This is a genomic window from Bacillus sp. FSL E2-8868 (assembly GCF_038005505.1).
In the GTDB taxonomy this organism is placed as follows: Bacteria; Bacillota; Bacilli; order Bacillales; family Bacillaceae_G; genus Bacillus_A; species Bacillus_A mycoides.
Genome location: NZ_JBBOTI010000005.1, coordinates 92,511 through 113,401, shown reverse-complemented (window position 1 = coordinate 113,401; position 20,891 = coordinate 92,511). Strand labels below are relative to the sequence as shown.

Annotated in this window: 14 protein-coding genes and 3 riboswitches; of the genes, 12 read left to right on the top strand and 2 right to left on the bottom strand. The window is 35.2% G+C overall.

Annotated features, from left to right (window positions below; translation table 11 throughout):
* Positions 1-261 precede the first annotated feature (261 nt).
* From NSS74_RS27330 to NSS74_RS27315, 4 genes are all read left to right on the top strand, one after another.
* Positions 262-1,926 carry a glycoside hydrolase family 13 protein gene (locus tag NSS74_RS27330; RefSeq protein ID WP_002140237.1) on the top strand — a complete coding sequence of 555 codons (1,665 nt, stop codon included), beginning with the start codon at positions 262-264 and terminating at the stop codon, positions 1,924-1,926.
* Between the two features lie 202 nt (positions 1,927-2,128).
* Positions 2,129-3,766, top strand: coding sequence for a PTS transporter subunit IIBC (locus NSS74_RS27325; protein ID WP_002140238.1), 1,638 nt, complete (start codon positions 2,129-2,131; stop codon positions 3,764-3,766).
* Positions 3,767-3,770: 4 nt separating this feature from the next.
* Positions 3,771-4,562 (top strand): endonuclease/exonuclease/phosphatase family protein, encoded by a 792-nt coding sequence (locus tag NSS74_RS27320; protein ID WP_002140239.1) that lies wholly within the window; start codon positions 3,771-3,773, stop codon positions 4,560-4,562.
* A gap of 305 nt (positions 4,563-4,867) precedes the next feature.
* Entirely contained in the window at positions 4,868-7,846 is a 2,979-nt protein-coding gene (locus NSS74_RS27315) for a YhgE/Pip domain-containing protein (protein ID WP_002140240.1), read from the top strand.
* A gap of 39 nt (positions 7,847-7,885) precedes the next feature.
* Here NSS74_RS27315 and topB read toward each other — a convergent pair whose 3' ends face one another.
* The gene (topB, locus tag NSS74_RS27310) at positions 7,886-10,075 is read right to left on the bottom strand and encodes a DNA topoisomerase III (protein ID WP_002140241.1); all 2,190 of its coding nucleotides are present in this window, start codon (positions 10,073-10,075) and stop codon (positions 7,886-7,888) included.
* A 228-nt stretch (positions 10,076-10,303) separates the two neighbouring features.
* Positions 10,304-10,413: riboswitch (TPP riboswitch) on the top strand.
* Between the two features lie 72 nt (positions 10,414-10,485).
* On the opposite strand from topB, the gene thiM reads away from it, so the two are divergent.
* A complete protein-coding gene (gene thiM, locus NSS74_RS27305) occupies positions 10,486-11,295 on the top strand; it encodes a hydroxyethylthiazole kinase (protein ID WP_002140242.1) in 810 nt (269 codons plus the stop codon).
* Positions 11,296-11,308: 13 nt separating this feature from the next.
* Entirely contained in the window at positions 11,309-11,968 is a 660-nt protein-coding gene (gene thiE / locus NSS74_RS27300) for a thiamine phosphate synthase (protein ID WP_002139484.1), read from the top strand.
* A gap of 117 nt (positions 11,969-12,085) precedes the next feature.
* Here thiE and NSS74_RS27295 read toward each other — a convergent pair whose 3' ends face one another.
* Entirely contained in the window at positions 12,086-13,399 is a 1,314-nt protein-coding gene (locus NSS74_RS27295; protein WP_002029556.1) for an anaerobic C4-dicarboxylate transporter family protein, read from the bottom strand.
* A 282-nt stretch (positions 13,400-13,681) separates the two neighbouring features.
* Positions 13,682-13,766: riboswitch (cyclic di-GMP riboswitch) on the top strand.
* Between the two features lie 132 nt (positions 13,767-13,898).
* Between NSS74_RS27295 and NSS74_RS27290 the strand changes: the two genes are divergently transcribed.
* The 6 genes from NSS74_RS27290 (at position 13,899) to NSS74_RS27265 (ending at position 20,687) form a co-directional block, all read left to right on the top strand.
* Complete coding sequence (locus NSS74_RS27290) at positions 13,899-15,638, top strand: methyl-accepting chemotaxis protein (protein WP_340814699.1); 1,740 nt, start codon at positions 13,899-13,901, stop codon at positions 15,636-15,638.
* A 61-nt stretch (positions 15,639-15,699) separates the two neighbouring features.
* A riboswitch (TPP riboswitch) is annotated at positions 15,700-15,801 on the top strand.
* 101 nt (positions 15,802-15,902) lie between these two features.
* Entirely contained in the window at positions 15,903-16,223 is a 321-nt protein-coding gene (locus tag NSS74_RS27285) for an MTH1187 family thiamine-binding protein (protein ID WP_000082898.1), read from the top strand.
* Positions 16,195-16,968: an ABC transporter permease gene (locus NSS74_RS27280; protein ID WP_002091231.1), complete on the top strand. Its 774-nt coding sequence runs from the start codon at positions 16,195-16,197 to the stop codon at positions 16,966-16,968. Before NSS74_RS27285 ends, NSS74_RS27280 begins: the two co-directional genes overlap by 29 nt.
* Positions 16,965-17,963: an ABC transporter substrate-binding protein gene (locus NSS74_RS27275; RefSeq protein ID WP_002124979.1), complete on the top strand. Its 999-nt coding sequence runs from the start codon at positions 16,965-16,967 to the stop codon at positions 17,961-17,963. The genes NSS74_RS27280 and NSS74_RS27275 overlap by 4 nt, the downstream gene beginning before the upstream one ends.
* A complete protein-coding gene (locus NSS74_RS27270; protein WP_002139487.1) occupies positions 17,960-18,709 on the top strand; it encodes an ABC transporter ATP-binding protein in 750 nt (249 codons plus the stop codon). The genes NSS74_RS27275 and NSS74_RS27270 overlap by 4 nt, the downstream gene beginning before the upstream one ends.
* A 445-nt stretch (positions 18,710-19,154) precedes the next feature.
* Positions 19,155-20,687: an ABC-F family ATP-binding cassette domain-containing protein gene (locus tag NSS74_RS27265; RefSeq protein WP_002140244.1), complete on the top strand. Its 1,533-nt coding sequence runs from the start codon at positions 19,155-19,157 to the stop codon at positions 20,685-20,687.
* Positions 20,688-20,891: the final 204 nt, after the last annotated feature.

Sequence of the window (20,891 nt, the reverse complement as noted above, 5' to 3'; positions counted from 1 at the left end):
TAAGACAATCCGGCTGAAAAAAAGAAGATAGGGCTGCTCGTAAAATCTCGATTGGTAAGGGCTAATAATCAGCGGGGAATGGACACCTCCTTAACGATTAAAGTTTCACTTTATCTTTGTGAGAAATAAATAAGGCATAAGAATAAGGAAACTACATAGAGTTCAATGAAAACAGTTGCAAACTATTCATATTTTGTTATGATAGTGTTACGAAAACGTTTGCATAAAAAATCCGATGGGATGCAAAAGGAGAGAATTAGTATGAATAAGACATGGTGGAAAGAAGCTGTCGCTTATCAAATTTATCCACGTAGCTTTATGGATTCAAATGGTGATGGTATTGGAGATTTACAGGGGATTATTGCAAAGCTGGATTATTTAAAAGATTTAGGTATAGATGTAATTTGGATTTGTCCAATGTATAAATCACCTAATGACGATAATGGTTATGATATTAGTGACTATCAAGATATTATGGATGAATTTGGTACGATGGAAGATTTTGATATGCTACTAGATGAAGTTCATAAGCGTGACATGAAGCTTATTATTGATTTAGTTATTAATCATACAAGTGATGAACATCCATGGTTTATTGAATCAAGTTCTTCTAAAGACAATCCGAAGCGTGATTGGTATATTTGGCAGGATGGTAAAGACGGCGCGGAACCAAACAATTGGGAAAGTATCTTTAATGGTTCTGCATGGGAATATGATGAAGTGACAGAGCAATATTATTTACATTTATTCTCGCGTAAACAACCAGATTTGAACTGGGAGAATAAAGAAGTTCGTGAAGTTTTATATGATACTGTTAATTGGTGGCTTGATAAAGGTATTGATGGTTTCCGCGTCGATGCGATTAGTCATATAAAAAAAGAAGATGGCCTCAAGGATATGCCAAATCCAAAAGGGTTAAAGTATGTGCCTTCTTTTGACAAACATATGAATGTAAATGGTATTCAGCCATTACTAGAAGAATTAAAAGAAAATACATTTGCTAAATACGATATTATGACTGTTGGAGAAGCAAATGGTGTGAAAGTTGAAGATGCTGATCTTTGGGTTGGAGAAGAGAATGGTAAATTCAATATGGTATTCCAATTTGAGCATTTAAGCTTATGGGATGCAGAAAAGAAGAAAGATCTTGATGTTGTTGAGTTGAAAAAAGTATTAACAAAGTGGCAAAAAGGTTTAGAAAATAAGGGATGGAATGCTTTATATATTGAAAATCATGATAAGCCACGTATTGTGTCTACTTGGGGAAATGATAAAGAATATTGGCGTGAAAGTGCAACGGCTTTAGGAGCGATGTATTTCTTTATGCACGGCACACCGTTTATTTATCAAGGACAAGAAATTGGTATGACAAATGTTCAGTTCCCGAATATTGAAGATTACGATGATGTAGCAATTAAAAATTTATATCGTGAGAAAATTGCAGAGGGCGTATCACATCAAGATATGATGGAAATTATATGGGCTTCTTGCCGCGATAATTCACGTACACCTATGCAGTGGAACGATGAAATGAATGCTGGCTTCACAACAAGTACACCTTGGTTTAGCATGAATCCAAATTACAAAGAAATTAATGTTGAAAAGCAAAAAAATGAAGAAAAGTCTATTTTCAATTTCTATAAGAAAATGATTGCCTTGAAAAAAGAGCACGATGTACTGAACTACGGTACGTACGATTTACTTTTAGAAGACGATCCACAAATTTATGCATATACACGTACGCTACAGGATGAAAAAGTCATTGTAATTAGTAATATCTCAAAAGAGGAAGCTGTGTATAATGAGAGTTTATTCGCATTAGAACGCAAACGTTTGCTTTTAAATAACTATGAAGTTGCGGAACATGAACAAATAATTACAATCACGTTGAAACCTTATGAAACAAGGGTTTATCGCATTTCATAATAAAAAATGATGCTCCTTGAGCATCTTTTTTTATGAAAAAAAATAAATTTCTATTGCAATGTGAAAACGCTTTTATTAAAATAGATTTATGAAAACGGTTGCGTAAAGAGAAAAAAGTAACATAAGGAATCGTTTTCATAAGAGAAACAGAAATTATAATTTAAATCATTATGTTGTTATAAATAAAGGGGAGGAAGAACAGATGAAAATTACGTCTTTTGATTTTTGGCAAAAGTTCGGGAAAGCATTATTAGTGGTTGTAGCTGTAATGCCAGCAGCTGGTTTAATGATTTCCATCGGTAAGTTAATTGGGATGTCTGCTGGGGATATTAACGCAGTTCATACAATTGCTCGAGTAATGGAAGACATCGGTTGGGCAATTATTACAAATCTACACATCTTATTCGCAGTAGCAATTGGGGGATCTTGGGCGAAGGATCGAGCAGGTGGTGCATTTGCAGCACTATTAGCATTCGTCTTAACAAACAGAATTACAGGAGCTATATTTGGTGTAAACGCTCAAATGTTAACGGATTCAAAAGCGACAGTTTCTTCATTTTTAGCAGGAGATTTACTTGTAAAAGATTACTTTACTTCTGTACTTGGTGCACCAGCATTAAACATGGGAGTTTTCGTAGGGATTATCACAGGTTTCTTAGGAGCTACTTTATATAACAAATACTACAATTATAATAAACTGCCACAGGCATTAGCATTCTTTAATGGAAAACGATTCGTACCATTCGTTGTAATTGTTTGGTCTACAGTCACTGCGATTGTATTATCACTTGTATGGCCATTTATCCAAAGTGGATTAAATGAATTTGGTCGCTGGATTGCAGCATCTAAAGATAGTGCACCAGTTATTGCACCGTTTGTATATGGAACGTTAGAACGTTTATTATTACCATTTGGATTACATCATATGTTAACAATTCCGATGAACTACACAGAGCTAGGCGGAACATATACGATGTTAACTGGCTCAAAGGTTGGACAAATTGTAGCGGGACAAGATCCGTTATGGCTTGCATGGATTACAGATTTAAATAACTTATTAGCAAATGGAGATACGAAAGCATATAACGATTTATTAAATAACGTTGTACCAGCTCGTTTCAAAGCTGGACAAGTTATCGGCTCAACGGCAGCGTTAATGGGGATTGCGTTTGCGATGTTCCGTAATGTTGATAAAGAAAAACGTGCAAAATATAAACCAATGTTCTTATCAGCTGCATTAGCAGTATTCTTAACAGGTGTAACAGAACCAATTGAATTCATGTTCATGTTTATTGCACCAGTATTATATGTTGTGTATGCAATTACAACAGGACTTGCATTCGCATTAGCGGATTTAATTAATTTACGTGTTCATGCATTTGGATTTATTGAGTTAATTACACGTACACCAATGATGATCAATGCAGGTTTAACGAGAGATTTAATCAACTTTGTCATTGTTTCATTAGTGTTCTTCGGCCTTAACTTTACGTTATTCAACTTCTTAATTAAAAAATTCAATTTACCAACGCCAGGGCGTGCAGGTAACTATATTGATAATGAAGATGAGTCAACAGAAGGAACAGGAAATGTACAAGATGGTTCATTAGCAACAAAAGTTATTGATTTATTGGGCGGAAAAGATAATATTGCTGACGTGGATGCTTGTATGACACGTTTACGTATAACAGTAAAAGATTTAGATGTTGTTGCACCAGAAGCACAATGGAAACAAAATGGTGCTTTAGGACTTATTGTTAAAGATAAAGGTGTACAAGCCGTATATGGCCCGAAAGCTGACGTATTAAAGTCAGACATTCAAGATATGTTAGGTGCGTAATAATATGAAATTGCTAACTTTAAATTGTCACTCTTGGCAAGAAGAGAATCAAATTGAAAAAATAAAGTATCTTGCTAAAGCAATTCAAGAAGAAGATTATGATGTGATCGCATTGCAAGAAGTAAGTCAGTCTATACAAGCTGAAAATATATGCGGTAACAAGAAAAAAGATAATTTTGGACTTTTACTGCTAGAAGAGTTAAGAGCATTAAATGTAAAAGAATACAATATTATTTGGGATTTCTCTCATATTGGATATGATGTGTACGAAGAAGGATTAGCAATTATAACAAAGCACAACATTGTAAAGGAAGATACGTTCTTTGTCTCAGAAAATAAGGATACAACGTATTGGAAAACACGCAAAATTGTAAGTGCAACAATTGCTTATAACGATAAGAATATAACGTTTTATTCTTGCCATCTTGGCTGGTGGAATGATGAAGAAGAATCATTCAAAGACCAAGTTGATCGTTTAATGGAGCGTGTAAATAGCAATGAACTTTCCTTCTTAATGGGTGATTTTAATAACAATGCTCGTTTGGAAGGAGAGGGTTATGAGTATATGATGCAAAAAGGTTTATATGACACATATGAACTAGCGATAGAGAAGGATGAAGGAACAACTGTCCAAGGAGAGATTGCTGGTTGGGATGAAAATAAACAAAACTTACGAATCGACCTAATATTAAGCAATCAAAGTAAAACAGTTACTTCTTCAAAAGTCATTTTTACTGGAACAAATCGAAATGTAATTTCTGACCATTTCGGTGTAGAAGTACAATTAGATATATAATAGAAGAAACCCTCACAGATAATGAAAAGCTGGGAGGGTTTTTTGATAAATACAAGTATTCCCAAGAGAAAATACTTGTATTTTTTATGACATTTCCTATATATTTGTTATTATTGAATGTAAAACTAATTTGGTCATTTTGTATGCATGCTTTTTTTACTTCGTTATATAATGAAGTAAGTGAAATATTTAATGGGAAAAATAGTATGTTTTCGTTTAATCCACGATGTAGAAAGTGATATAATTACAAAATGTATGTATCATTTTCTAAAGAAGGAAAAATATATAATTAGGTGATAACTTTTATGAAACAAATTTGGCGTATTTATAAGACAGATTTACGGAATGTAGCCAAACATTGGGCTGCAATTGTTATTGTTTTAGGGTTAATGATTTTACCATCGTTATATGCATGGTTTAACATTAAAGCTTCTTGGGATCCTTACGGAAATACGAAAGGAATCCAAATTGCAGTTTCTAACCAAGATGTTGGATCAAATTTAAGAGGGAAAGATATTAACATCGGGGAAGAAATTGTAGATTCACTTAAGAAGAACAAAAATTTCGGGTGGAAGTTTGTTGATGAAAAGCAAGCAATTTATGGAGTAGAGCGTGGAGATTATTCCGCAAGTATTACTATTCCAAAAGATTTTTCTGAAAAGATTGCAACGGTCTTGAATGAAAATCCACAGAAACCAGAACTTGATTACTATGTAAATGAAAAAGTAAATGCGATTGCACCGAAAATTACAGCTAAAGGTGCATCGGGTCTTACAGAAGAGGTTAGTAAAAACTTTGTTAAAACAGCAAACGGTGAGATTTTTAAAATCTTCAATGACCTTGGAATCGATTTAGAAACTAACTTACCGAGTATTGAGAAGGTCAAGGATCTCGTATTTAAGTTAGAAGCACAGTTCCCAGAAATGAATACACTTGTGGATAAGGCATTAGATGATGCGACTCGGGCAGAAGATGTTGTGAAAGTAGCGCAGAAAGAGTTGCCAGTTGTAGAAAGTGTTATTAATGATGGGCAAGATACACTCAAGAGTTTAGATGCATTTTTTGCAAGAAATGACGAAACGTTGAAACGTGCACCAGGAACTATTAAGAACAATTTAACCGTAATGAAACAGGGGATGGATGGTGCAGCTAAAATCACAGATTATTTAAAAAATCCGGCATTTGATTTTAATATGAATCTTCCGGATGCATCACAGTTACCTAATCTTCCGGAACTGTCTAACAATTTCACTATCCCACAGATACCAGAAATTCCAGCACTTCCACAAATCAACGGTGAAGGTTATAAAAATATTGCTACAAATATTGATCAAACTGTAAACAATGTTTTCAATTCTACTCGTGTTGGAACCTCATATGTGAAAAGTGTTATGGATGGGCTTCAAAATAAGGGTGTGGACCCAGCTGTAGCTCAGAAAAACGTTCAGGATGCTTCAAAACTTCTCCAAGACCGTATTGATAGTGTTTCATATTTAATTGATTTCTTTACAACTTTTAAAGAATCAGCTTCAACGGACTTTGGTAAGCAGTTCTTTGGAAACAGAGCGGAAAGTCTAAAAGTGCTTAAAAATTCTATGGTGGATGTTAATAACAGAGTTAAGCATGTAGGAGATTTAATTAGTTCGGGACAAGAAGTTAAACAAGATGTGCGAGATGGTATTAATCAAAAACTAGACACAGTGAATAATTTAGTTAATCAGGCGGAGAAGGACTATAATGCAACATTTGTAGCTGATTTTGAAAAAGCAGTAAGCACAGCTGATCAATTGAAAAATAAAGCTGAAAATTTACATGGAGATGCGCAGCAACTTCAAACAAACTTGAATCAAGATATACAAAAGGCTAATAGTGGAATACAAAAAGGTAGAGATGCATACGAACAGTTTAAAGGTAAATATGATACAGCGAAAAATGATTATGACAGAATAAAAGCAGAGCTTCAAAAAGCACAAGAAGATTTAAGTAATAAAGGCGTTAATGGATTAGATTCTACAAAAGTAGCCTTAAATGATTTAAATGGTCAGTTCCAAGCAGGGTGGAATTTAGTTAATGATATGATTCCTGTTATGGAAAATACAAATAAAGTTTTAGCCGATGTGAATAATGGAAAAAATCTTAATGGCACAATTGCTAAGTTAAATAAATTAAAAGATGGTTTGCAAAAAGGAATCGATTTAACTGATAAAGGAATTGACGCTATTAATAAAGGTCAAAAACCAGCAGCAGATGTTATTGAAAGTATTAATCAAGTGTCTAAAAATGTTTCGGGCCAAATTGGTGACATTTTAGCTAAATATGACTCAGAAATCACTCCAAATTTCAATGCAGCAATTGCTCGTACAAAAGAGATGTCTAAAAATACATCTCAAATTTTAGGCGAGGCAGATAAGAAGCTTCCAGATGTGAAAAAATTACTTGAAGATTCATCAAAAGGCTTAGTAGATGGTCAAAAGAAAATTGCAGACATTAAAGCTGAAATGCCGGAGACTGAGAAAAAGATTAAAGAATTAGCAGATAAAATTCGTGATTTTGAATCTGAAGAGGATATAAAAGACATCATACGCTTATTGAAAAACGATGTTGAAAAGCAAAGTGACTACTTTGCAAATCCAGTAAATTTAAAAGAGAATAAATTATTTGCAATGCCGAACTACGGTTCAGCAATGTCACCATTCTATACAGTGCTTGCATTATGGGTAGGCGCATTATTAATGGTTTCATTATTAACGGTAGAAGTACACGAAGAGGGCGCGAATTATAAGAGCCATGAAGTTTACTTCGGACGTTTATTAACATTCTTAACGATAGGTCTTTCACAAGCGTTTATCGTATCAATGGGAGATATATTCTTACTCGGTACGTACGTAGTCGATAAGTTCTGGTTTGTGTTATTTAGTTTATTTATTGGGGGAGTCTTTGTTTGTATCGTATACTCACTCGTTTCTATTTTCGGAAACGTTGGGAAATCGATGGCGATCATTTTACTTGTACTGCAAGTAGCAGGATCAGGCGGAACATTCCCAATTCAAATGACACCACCGTTCTTCCAAGCGATTTATCCGTTCTTACCATTCACATATGCAATTAGTGCAATTCGTGAAACAGTTGGCGGAATGCTTTGGGATATAGTAACTAGAGATTTACTTGTGTTAAGTGTTTTCGTAGTAGTTATGATTGTTGCTGCGTTATTACTGAAAACACCAATTAACAAATCAAGTGAAAAATTCGTTGAGAATGCAAAAGGAAGTAAAATCATTCATTAATAAAAAGGTTCCTACCGATAGTGGTAGGAACCTTTTTGTTTAATCAAATTTTAATTTCTTTAATGCTTCTGCGAATGGATTGTTTAATGGTTCTTCTTCTTTGTTCTGTTGTTTCATATATTTTTGAACGTCGCGTTTATCAGCTTTGCTGCCGGATTCTTTTTTACGTCTCTCTTGGAATGTAGAAAGTTTCTCACGATAGCCACATTTACATGCGAAAATTTGGCCCGCTCCTTCACCACGAAGTTCTAGTTTCTTTTTACACTGAGGACAGCGTGCGTTTGTAGTGCGGGATACATTTTTACGGTGACCACATTCGCGATCTTGGCATACAAGCATTTTACCTTTTTTACCGTTTACTTCTAACATCGGTTTACCACAGTCTGGACAAGACTTCGTTGAAATGTTGTCGTGTTTATATTTTTTATCACTCGATTTAATTTCAGCAACAATTTCTTTCGTATAGTTCTTCATTTCTGAAATGAATACTTCTTTCTTTAATTTTCCTTTAGCGATAGCTTCTAACTTTTGCTCCCATTCACCAGTTAGTGTAGGAGATTTCAGTTCTTCTGGCACTAAATCAAGTAACTGACGGCCTTTTGAAGTAATATGAATATCTTTACCACGTTTTTCAAGCAAGAACGAATTGAATAACTTGTCGATAATATCAGCTCGTGTAGCTACAGTACCTAATCCACCAGTTGACTTTAACGTGTCAGCAAGTTGTTTGTTTTGCGTATCCATGTATTTTGTTGGGTTTTCCATTGCTGAAAGTAATGTTGCTTCATTAAAGCGTGCAGGTGCTTTCGTTTGACCTGATGTTTGGACAATTAGTTTTATGTTTAATGTATCGCCTTTTTCGATGCGAGGTAAGATTTGTTCTTTTACATCATCGCTTGCATCATCATCTTCAAACCGATTTGCATAAACCTCTTTCCAACCAGCATGTAAAATCGTTTTTCCGCGTGCGATGAACGTTTCGTCACCAATTTTCGTGCGCAATGTTAGTTGTTCATATTCAAAGGCCGGGAATAAAACAGCTAAGAAACGTTTTACAACTAAGTCATAAATTTTACGTTCTTTATCTGTGAAAGCTGAGAAGTTTACATAGCTCTCTGTTGGAATAATTGCGTGATGATCACTTACTTTACTATCATCAACAAATGATTTATTAGATTTTACAGGTTTCTGCAATACTTTATGTGCTAAAGGACGGTATTCTCCAACTCCGCAAGCCTTCAGACGCTCTGGAAGTGTTCCGACAATATCAGATGAAATATAGCGTGAATCTGTACGAGGGTACGTTAAAACTTTATGCTGTTCATATAATTTTTGCATAATGTTTAATGTTTCTTTCGCAGAGTAACCAAATATTTTATTCGCATCACGTTGTAGTTCAGTTAAATCGTAAAGACCAGGAGCGAACGATTTCTTTTGTTTTTTATCAATGTCTACAACAGTAGCATTTTGTTTACTAATTTTGTTCACGATTGCATCAGTTTTTTCTTTATTAAAGCTACGGCTATTTCCTTTTGTATCTTGCCAAGTTAGCTTTAATCTCTCAGCTGTTTGAGCTTCGATACCATAGTAAGTTTGAGCTTTGAAATGTTTGATTTCATCTTCACGGCTTGCAATCATGGCTACAGTAGGTGTTTGAACACGACCACAATTTAGTTGGGCATTAAAGCGAGTAGTTAATGCTCGAGTCGCATTAAGTCCGATATACCAGTCAGCCTCTGAACGTGCGACAGCTGAAGCGTATAGATTGTCATATGCTTTTCCTGGTTTTAAATTTGCGAAGCCATCTTTAATTGCTTTATCGGTAACAGATGAAATCCATAGACGTTTAATCGGTTTCTGCATTTTAACTTTATCGATAATCCAGCGTGCGACCAACTCTCCCTCACGACCGGCGTCAGTAGCTATAATGATTTCATTTACATCTTTTCTAAGAAGCTGACTTTTTACAGCGTTAAACTGTTTCCCTGTTTGTTTAATAACGGTTAGTTTTAAACGCTCCGGTAGCATTGGTAAATCTTCTAAATTCCACTGTTTATATTTCACATCATAGCTTTCTGGATCAGCTAATGTAACGAGATGACCTAAAGCCCAAGTAACAATATATTTACTACCTTCAAGATAGCCGTTCCCTTTTTTATCACATTTCAGTACACGTGCGATATCACGTGCAACAGAAGGTTTTTCAGCAATTACAATACTTTTTGCCATATTTAAAAACATCCTTTCAAATTTCCATACGTTAAATATAGCATACATCTTTGTTCTATTCAGTCTTGCTGACGGTTTGAGTTATTTGTGGTGAAATATACGTGTGAGAGTTTTACTTATATAAAGGCGAAGAATGGTTGAACCCGGAGAGTTCTGATCCCTATCATTTTATAAAAGTAAAGAACTTGTTATTTTACTAGAATAAGAGTAGACTTTGAAGTAGATGAATAATAAACACATGGGAGTTTGTGGATGCAAACTGAGAGTATGACTAGTCCGTCATTGACCATTTGAACCTGTTGGATAATGCCAGCGTAGGGAGAGTGTAAAAGCACATGTTCAGGCACTTTGCGTACGCGCAAAGTGCCTTTTTGTGTATCTCCCATCACTATAGTTAGGAGATGAAAAGGATGAATATGAAAGAAATTAGTAAAGTAGTGGATTTGGTGAGAGAGTCTAATCCACTCGTGCATAATATTACAAATGTTGTTGTAACAAATTTTACAGCAAACGGTTTGTTAGCATTAGGAGCATCACCTGTAATGGCGTATGCAAAAGAAGAAGTAGCAGAAATGGCTAGTATTGCGGGAGCCCTTGTTTTAAATATGGGTACACTTCGTCCTGAAGAGGTAGAAGCGATGTTACTTGCTGGTAAATCAGCAAATAAGAATGATGTACCAGTATTGTTTGATCCAGTTGGGGCAGGAGCAACTTCTTATCGAACAGAAGTTGCGAGATATATTCCAGCTGAAATCGATTTAGCTGTTATCCGCGGAAATGCAGCTGAAATAGCTAACGTTATTAATGAGAAATGGGAAATTAAAGGTGTAGACGCTGGTACTGGCAACGGTAATGTTGTAAATATTGCAAAACAGGCAGCAGATGAATTAAATACAGTTGCGGTAATTACTGGACAAGAAGATGTTGTTACAGATGGAGAGCGAACTATTCTTATTCGAAATGGACATCCTATTTTAACGAAAGTTACTGGAACAGGTTGTTTACTAACTTCTGTAATAGGAGCATTTGTAGCGGTAGAAAAGGATTATGTAAAGGCAGCAGTAGCCGCATTAACATTCTATGGAGTAGCAGCAGAAATAGCGGCTTCGAAAACAGTAGAGAATGGACCAGGAAGCTTTCAAATTGAATTTTTAAATCAGTTAGCGAATACAACTTCAGATGATATTGAGAAGTATGGAAAGATTGAGGTTATACAGTAAGGAGGGGAACTAGATGCCGCGTATTACAAAGGCTGAAATGTCTAGGTTATTACCAGTATATTTTATTATGGGAAGTAACAATTGTACGAAGGAGCCACTACAAGTATTGAGAGATGCACTAGAAGGTGGTATAACAATTTTTCAACTTCGTGAAAAGGGAGAAGGGGCTTTAACGGGAGAGAAACGTATTGATTTTGCGAAAGAACTACAAGCGCTTTGCAAGGAGTACGGTGTACCATTCATCGTAAATGATGATGTGGAACTAGCCCTCGAGTTAGATGCAGATGGCGTGCATGTTGGACAAGATGATGAAGGAATTACATCTGTTCGTGAAAAGATGGGAGATAAAATTATCGGTGTATCTGCCCATACAATTGAAGAAGCACGCTTTGCAATTGAAAACGGGGCTGATTATTTAGGAGTTGGCCCTATTTTCCCAACGAGTACAAAAAAAGATACGAAAGCTGTGCAAGGAACGAAAGGTTTAGCTCATTTTAGAGAACAAGGAATTACAATGCCGATTGTTGGTATTGGTGGGATTACAATTGAAAATACAGCTGCGGTTATAGAAGCGGGTGCGGACGGTGTTTCAGTTATTTCAGCAATTAGTTTAGCGGAATCTGCTTATGAAAGTACGAGGAAATTAGCTGAAGAAGTAAATAAAAGTTTGTAGAAAAAGCCCATGTAATATTTTAAATGCTATATGGAGGAATAGACTGCCAAAAAAGTTTAAACAAACGTTTGATTAAAAAAGCACAAACCTTTTTAAATAAAGGTTTGTGCTTTTTCTTTAAAACATAATGGAAATTAAGAGCATTCCAATTCCAATAGAAGTAAAGGTTGCGATCAGGCCCGGAATCATAAAGCTATGATTTAAAACATATTTACCAATTCCTGTTGTACCAGTACGGTCAAAGTTAATTGCAGCAACGATTGTCCCGTAGTTTGGAATGAAGAAATATCCATTTACTGCAGGGAACATCGCAATAAGTAATGCCGGCGGAATACCAAGTGATAGTCCGAGTGGCACTAAAGCACGAACTGTTGCTGCTTGGCTATACAGTAAAATAGATAGAATGAATAGTGCAATAGCAAATAGCCATGGTGCACTTGTCACTAAGTGTTGAATTGATCCTTGAATTATATTTAAGTTTCCGTTGAAGAAAGTATCTCCCATCCAAGCGATACCAAAAATAGCAACAACTGCTGTTGCGCCTGCTTTAAAGACGTTACCAGTTACAATGCTTTCCACATTTGGTTTACAGAAAATAATAATAAGAGCAGCAATGGTTAACATGACCATTTCAATTGTGTTTGGCATGGAAAGACGAGCTAACTTCCCGTCAACCATCCATCCCGGACGAAGGGCTTCAAATGAACCAAGAAGTACGACAAGGAAAGTTCCTACTAGGAAAAGGATAACTGATAATTTAGCGCCTTTTACACCCGCAAATTCTTTTTTCTCTTCAAGTTTAGGGATCATTCCCTCTTTTAATCGCTTCAAGTATTCAGGGTCTTCATTTAATTCTTTTCCCATTTTACTAGCAACGAATGCAGCTACCATACAAGCAATAAAAGTAGAAGGGATACTGACTTTTAAAATATCTAACAAGGTGATTTTATAGTCGGCTAACATTGCTAAAAGTGCAACTGTTGCAGCCGATATTGGACTAGCTGTAATTGCCTGCTGGGAAGCGATAACGGCAATTGACATTGGTCGTTCAGGTCTAATTCCTGATTCGCGAGATACTTCGGCGATAACGGGAAGTACAGAATAAGCGACATGACCAGTTCCCGCGCATAGCGTGAATAAATAAGTAACAATAGGAGCAAAAAATGTAATACGCTTTGGATTTTTTCGTAATGCTTTCTCAGCAAGGTAGACAAGGTAATCCATTCCTCCAGCAGCTTGCAAAGCACCGGCAGCTGTAATTACTGCTAAAATCATAAGCATTACATCAATAGGAGGAGCTGTAGGTTGTAAGTGGAAGACGAAAACAAGTATTGCCATACCAACGCCACCCATTACTCCTAGACCAACTCCGCCTAGGCGTGCACCAATAAAAATGCAGAGTAGTAACGTAAGAAATTGTAGCCAAAACATGATAAACTACCTCCGAAATTCGTAAGTTAAGATATATTCGAATAGTTTAATTTGAATGAAAATTAAATGAATATCCGGAATAATCCTTGTGTTATATACGTTTTTTATTATATAACACAAGAAATGTAACATTCACTTATTTTGTTAAATTATTTCGAAAAAATAATACATTAAAACTTTATATTTACATCTTTAAATGGGTGGACATTTTAATTTTTATGTTGTAATATTTGGAAGAGAATATTGTAATTCTCATAGAACTCCCATATCGTTCAACTCGTTCAGCGAGAAAGGCAAACTTATGGAAACATGAGGACGCAAAACTACAGGAGCTAAGGTCGAAGGGCTAAGCTAGCCAGTTACCGGACGGATAGGGTTGGTCTTGGCCAATGCTTTTTCATTGGTCTTTTTTTTGGTTTATATTTGAGAATCGTTATCAATTAAAGGTGTGTTTTGAAATTATTATTTTGTATTAACTGAATTAAGGAAGGTAATGTGAATGAAAAAATATTGGCATAAGCTATCGTTTCTTCAAAAGAATGTATTGTTAACTGTACTCGTTATTTTAACGCTTGTTGGTACTATGGGAGCGTTAAGTTTTAATATGTTTCAAAATAGTATGATGTCTATATTTGAAAGGCATTCTTTTGAAACAGGAGATACGGTATTACATAAATTAGACGCAGAAATATTGAGAGATGTTGCAAAAGACCCAACGGCAGAAAGAGAAAAAAGAGAGAAATTAACAGAGAAATTAGATGAATCAACGAAAGAATTGAACAGTGTTGGACAAACGTATGTTGTTGGAGCGAAAAAAAATGAAAAAGGTGAGTTACAAATCGTCGGTTTGTCTACAGGTTTAGCAAATGTTGTTGAAGTAAAGCCGGGAGACTATTATAAACAACCAGATCGTTGGATGAAAGCATATGATAAAGTAATGAGTACGAAAAAAGCAAATATGACAGAAGTATATGAAGACGAATTAGGATCATGGGTAACGATATTAGAGCCAATTAAAGATGGAGAAGATAATATTGTGGCAATTGTTGCAGCCGATGTAGATGCCTCTATCGTTCCTAGTACAAAGGAAAAATTCATTATACAAGGTTTAATGTTTATTTGTATTTCTGTTTTAATTGCAACTGTTATTCAATTCTTAATTGTGCGTAACGCACTTGCTCCATTGCGAGATTTACGTGAAGGATTGCGCAAAGTCGGTGAAGGTAATTTAAGTATTAAATTAGAGGAAAGACCAGATGATATTGGTACTATTAATGCGTATTTTAATAATACCATCGAGAAGTTTAAAGGAATTATAGATAAAGTGAAGCAGACAGCAGAACAGGTTTACTCATCTTCACAAGAATTGTCAGTGAGTACGAAAGAGAATAGCATGGCAGTTCAAGAAATCGTAAGTTCTATGGTTGAGTTAAGAGCGGGCGCTCAGTCACAAGAAACTTCAGTACCACAGTATTTAGGTATTGTATATGAAATGGAAGATAAGATGGAAGAGATAACGAATGCTGCAAAACAAATGGCGAAAGAGTCTGAAGGTATGGATCATCATTCAGTAAAAGGAAATGGTGTTATTGAACAGACGATTAATCAAATGAACATAATACAAAATGCAGTACAAGATTTATCTTCTATTATTTGTTCTTTGGAAACAAGATCAAAAGAAATTAGTGATATTGTAACAGTAATTACAGGTATTTCAAATCAAACTAATTCGCTAGCTTTAAATGCTTCTATTGAAGCTTCACGTGCTGAGGAAACCGGAAGGGGATTTGCCGTTGTTGCTGATGAAGTGCGTAAATTAGCAGAGCAGACGGAAGCATCAGCAAAAGATATAGCAAAATTAATCGGGGAAACACAAGCTGAAACGGAAGAAGCTGTTGTTTCAATGCAAAAAGCTTCAAAAGAAGTAGAATCTGGAATTAAACTTGTTGAAAGTAGTGGTGCTTTCTTTGAAAAAATTTCAAAATCAGCACAATCTGTTACAAATCAAGTTAGAGCTGTTTCTAGCAATTCAAGTGATATTTTGCAAAATGGCCAAAATATTGTTCGTGTTGTAAATGAACTATCACATATCGCAAATATGTATGCGAATAGTAGTAGTAATATTGAAGAGAGTATGAAAGAACAGGAAATGTCTGTACAAGATATTGCTGAATTAGCTAGTTCTTTAAGTTGGCTTTCACAGGAGTTACAAGAGTTAATTGGGGAATTTAAAAGTTAAATGAAATGATTATACATGCTTTTGTTTGTTCAATAAAATAAATCATGCTACAATGAAAACGAATTAAGAACCGGGGAGCCAATTGGCTGAGAGGATGTAAGTATACATCGACCCTCAACCTGATCTGGATAATGCCAGCGTAGGGAGTTACTTTAAAGTGATGTAGCATAAGTTATTATAGAATAACTTGTATACAAGGCTTTCCTACATGGTAGGAAAGCCTTTTCTTTTTTTGAAACCATATTTTGTAAGGGGGATTTTATTATGTCACAACAAGTTACAATTTCATTTTCAGTAGTACCACAAGCGAAGAACAAAGATGTGTATTCCGTTGTTGATAAAGCAATTGAAGTTGTACAACAGTCGGGAGTTCGTTATGAAGTAGGGGCAATGGAAACAACGTTGGAAGGAGAATTAGATGTACTTCTTGACGTCATTAAACGCGCGCAACAAGCTTGCGTCGATGCTGGAGCAGAAGAAGTAATCACTTCTATTAAAATTCACTATCGTCCAAGTACAGGCGTAACGATTGACGAAAAAGTTTGGAAGTACCGTGATGAATATGCAAAACCAGAAGCGATCTAAAATAATCACAACAATTTGGCTTATCCTTCTCATTGCTATATGGGAAGGATCTGTTTCATTATTTAAAATTGAGCCGTGGATTTTACCGAAGCCGTCTGCAATTGTGCAAGAGTTAATTGGAATGAAAGATTTACTATTACCGAATACAGTGCAAACGTTACAGGAAGTAATAATTGGGTTGTTTTTTGCAATTTTACTTGGGACGAGTATTGCTATCATTATGGATGTCATCCCTTTATTTCGGATTTTAATGAATCCATTGCTCGTTATTTCGCAAACAATTCCAATCGTTGTGCTCGCACCATTATTTATTATTTGGTTTGGATACGGAATGTTGCCAAAAGTAATGGTTGTTATTCTTGTTTGTTTCTTCCCAATTGCGCTTAGCATTTTAGAAGGTTTCCAAACGGTAGATAAAAATATGCTGAAACTGTTACAAACAATGAAGGCAACGAAATGGCAAGTTTACCAGAAAGTAAAGTTTCCAGCAGTACTCCCATACTTTTTCTCAGGTTTAAAAATTGCTGTTACATATAGTGTGATGGGGGCGATTATTGGGGAATGGCTTGGTGCCAGCGAAGGATTAGGAGTTATGCTTACAAGAGCAACAAAATCCTTTTTAACGGCTCGAGTATTTGGTGTTGCAGCGATTATCGTCATGGTGACATTATGTCTGTACTTTATTGTTGAATTTATGGCAAGAATAACAGCACCATGGATATACAGAAAGGGCGGCAGAAAATGAAAAAAGGTTTAAAAATTATGTTAGCTGCATTATTAGCAGTAACTGTTGCCGGATGTAATCCGGCGAAGAAAGAAGAAAGTTCAAGTAAAGATAAAAAAGTAAAAGTCGTTTTAGATTGGTTTCCAAATACGAATCATACTGGCTTATATGTAGCGCAAACGAAAGATTATTACAAAAAGCAAGGGCTTGATGTAGAAATTATCCAGCCTGGTGATAATGTAACGGCAGAGCAGATGATTGCTTCTGGGAAAGCAGACTTTGCGATAAGCGCACAAGAAAATGTAACATTAGCTCGTGTTGAAGGAATCCCAGTTGTTTCTGTTGGTGCAATTATTCAGCATAATACCTCTGCTTTTGCATCTCTAAAAAAAGATAATATGACGTCACCGAAAGATTTTGAAGGTAAACGTTATGGCGGCTGGGGGGGACCAGCAGAAGAAGCGACGTTAAAGACGATTATGGAGAAACATCAAGCTGATTTTAATAAAGTTGAAAAAATTATTCTTGGACAAACAGATTTCTTTAAATCAATCGGTCGTGATGCAGACTTTGAATGGATTTATTATGGATGGGATGGAATTGAAGCGAAGCGTCAAGGAAAAGAGTTAAATACAATTATGGTAAAAGACTTAGATCCAGCGCTTGATTTCTATAGTCCTGTTATTATTACAAGTGAAAAACATACGAAGCAAGATAAAGATTTTGTGAAAAAATTTATGACGGCAACGACGGAAGGTTATGATTTTGCAATTAAAGAACCGAAAGAAGCTGCGGATATTTTAATTAAAGCTGTTCCAGATGTGAATAAAGAATTAGTACAAGAAAGCCAAAAGTGGTTAAGTACAAAGTATCAAGATGATGCAAAAGCGTGGGGAGTACAGAAGGAAGAGATTTGGACAAATTACATGAATTTCTTATATGACAACAAAGTTATTAAAAAGAAAATCGATGTAAAAGATGCCTTTACAAATGAATTCCTTCCAAGTGAAAAATGAGTGGATTACAAATAAAAGATATTGTAAAAGCTTTCGATGGAAAGAATGTATTAGCAAATATTAGTGCGTCTATACAAGAGGGAGAGTTTGTCTCTTTTGTAGGTCCGAGTGGTTGTGGAAAAAGTACATTATTAAATATGATTGCAAGTGTTGAAGAGCCAACGAGCGGAGAAGTGTTTTATAACGAAGAGTATGTAAAAAAACAAGATGTTGTTAGTTATATGCCACAACAAGATTTATTACTACCGTGGCGATCGGCTTTGCAAAATATCGTTCTTCCATTGGAAATCGAAGGGAAGCCTAAAAAACAAAGGCTGACAGAAGGAATGGAAGCATTAAAGCAATTTGAGCTAGATGAATATGCAGATCATTATCCAGATGAATTATCAGGTGGAATGCGTCAAAGAATTAGTTTCCTTCGTACGTATTTATGTGAAAAGCCAATTATGCTGCTGGATGAGCCTTTTGGAAAATTAGATGCATTTACAAAAATGGAAGTACACAGTTGGCTTTTAAATTCTTGGCATCAAGAAAAGCAAACAATTGTTATGGTTACACATGACTTAGATGAGGCAATTTTACTTTCTGATCGCGTATTTATTTTATCTCAAAGACCAGCATCAATAGTTGGCGAGGTCCAAGTGGAATTACCTAGGCCGCGAACGATGGATATGTTAACATCTCTTGAGTTAAAGAAGGATAAGGAAGAAATTTTAAGAGTATTGGCTCCTTACATGAAAAAATAGAAAAAAGTCTTTTAACAGTTTTTTGTATAATTGCTGTTAAGAGGCTTTTTTCTATTGAAGGAGAAAGATGAAATCTATAGGGGAAATAGTGGGTTCATTAACATCGGATAAATTGGAAGAAGGAACAAAAGAAAAAGTAGAGAATAGAATATAACAGAGTGGTTTATACTCTTAATATAACAAATGTTAAAGGAGTGAAAGGATAAAATGACTTTATCAACTGTTCTTCAAATGGTTTTAGCTTGATACGGGAGAAGTCTGCCCATTTTTAACAAATAAGCTAAATTGAAGACAGCAGGTAAAGAACCTTAATCCTTTCTTACGATAATATGTAATGGGTAAGGTGTATTCACCTTACCCATTTTTATATGTATAACTAAATAAGGCTTTATACTGTTGTTCTCTCTATTTAGCTTATGGATCATAAGAAAAGGAGAGAAAAAAGATGAGTATATTAACAGTAGAAAATGTAAGTCATTCATATGGTGAGAAAACCATTTTATATAATGCGTGCTTTCGATTATTAAAGGGCGAACATGTTGGGCTAGTAGGGAAAAATGGAATTGGAAAATCCACATTATTACGCTTGTTAACAGGAGAACTTATACATGATGATGGAAACATTGAATGGTTTCCACATGTGAAGATTGGCTTTTTGCAACAGCATATAGATTTACAAGAAGGCATAACAATTGAAGAATACTTGCAAAGTGCGTTTTCTAACCTGTATGAGTTGGAACGTGACATGTTAAAACTTACAGAAGAGATGGCTGGAGCAGGAGAAGTAGCGAAATTGTTAGTAAGGTATGGAGAGTTACAAACTATATTGGAGAATTCTAATTTTTATCAAATTCATACAGAAATTGAGGAAGTAGCAACAGGCTTAGGCTTGTTTGAAATAGGATTGGAAAAGGATGTTTCAAAGTTAAGTGGTGGTCAGCGGACAAAGTTGTTACTTGGGAAACTCCTTTTAGAAAAAGCGGATGTTTTATTATTAGATGAGCCAACTAACTATTTAGATACAGCACATATAGAATGGTTGCAATCATATTTACAAATGTATGAAAAAGCTTATATTATCATTTCGCATGATGAAATATTTTTGAACAATATTACGAATGTTATTTATCATCTAGAAGAACGAAAGGTTAAGCGCTATGCGGGAGATTATGAAACCTTTTTGCAAAGTTATCAATTACAAAGGAAACAATTACAAGCGGCGTATGCGAAACAACAAAAAGAAATTGCACATTTAGAGGGTTTTATTCAAAAAAATAAAATTCGTAAAGCGAAACAAGCGAAAAGTCGTGAAAAAGTATTAGAGAAAATGAAAAAGGTTGAAAAGGTTAACGATGTACCTCGCGCCCGTTTTGATTTTAATGTTTATACTGAGCCAGTGAGTCGTATATTACAGGTAGAGAAACTGAAAATTGGTTATGGTGAACCGTTATTTCCAGAATTGGATTTTCAAGTGAAAAAAGGGGAAAAGATTGCGATTATTGGTCATAATGGGATTGGAAAAACAACAATGTTAAAAACATTACTAGGACAAATAAAACCGTTAGGCGGCTCAGTTTCTGTTGGGGAACGAGTAAAACCCGCTTATTTTGCACAAGAGGAATTTTCCTCAGAAATAACTGCACTAGAAAGAGTATGGGCAGGGAGACCAGATATGACAAGAAAAGAAATCCGACAAGCATTAGCAAAGTGCGGATTGAAAGAAGAACATGTATTAAAACCTATCCAGTTATTAAGTGGAGGAGAACAAACAAAAGTACGATTATGCGAACTTATCGTAACTAAAAGCAATGTTTTAATTTTAGATGAACCAACTAACCATTTGGATACAGAGACTAAGACGGATTTACAGGAAGCGTTAAAACAATATAAAGGTACAGTTTTAATTGTTTCACATGAGCCCTCTTTCTATGAAGCATGGATAACGAAAATATGGAATATCGAAAAATGGAACGTTTAACAATAATCACAAAGAAAAGGCGTTAGCTTTTATGAGCTAATGCCTTTTCTTTGTGATTAACATGATTTTCGAGAACTCTCAAATGAGAATTGTAAGAAAAAGAACTCTTATGGTGCGCTTATAAGCGCACCATAAGAGTTCTTTTTCTTTGGTTATATTTATAATAATACTAGATGCCTTTCCCTAATAGGCTACTATCTTTTT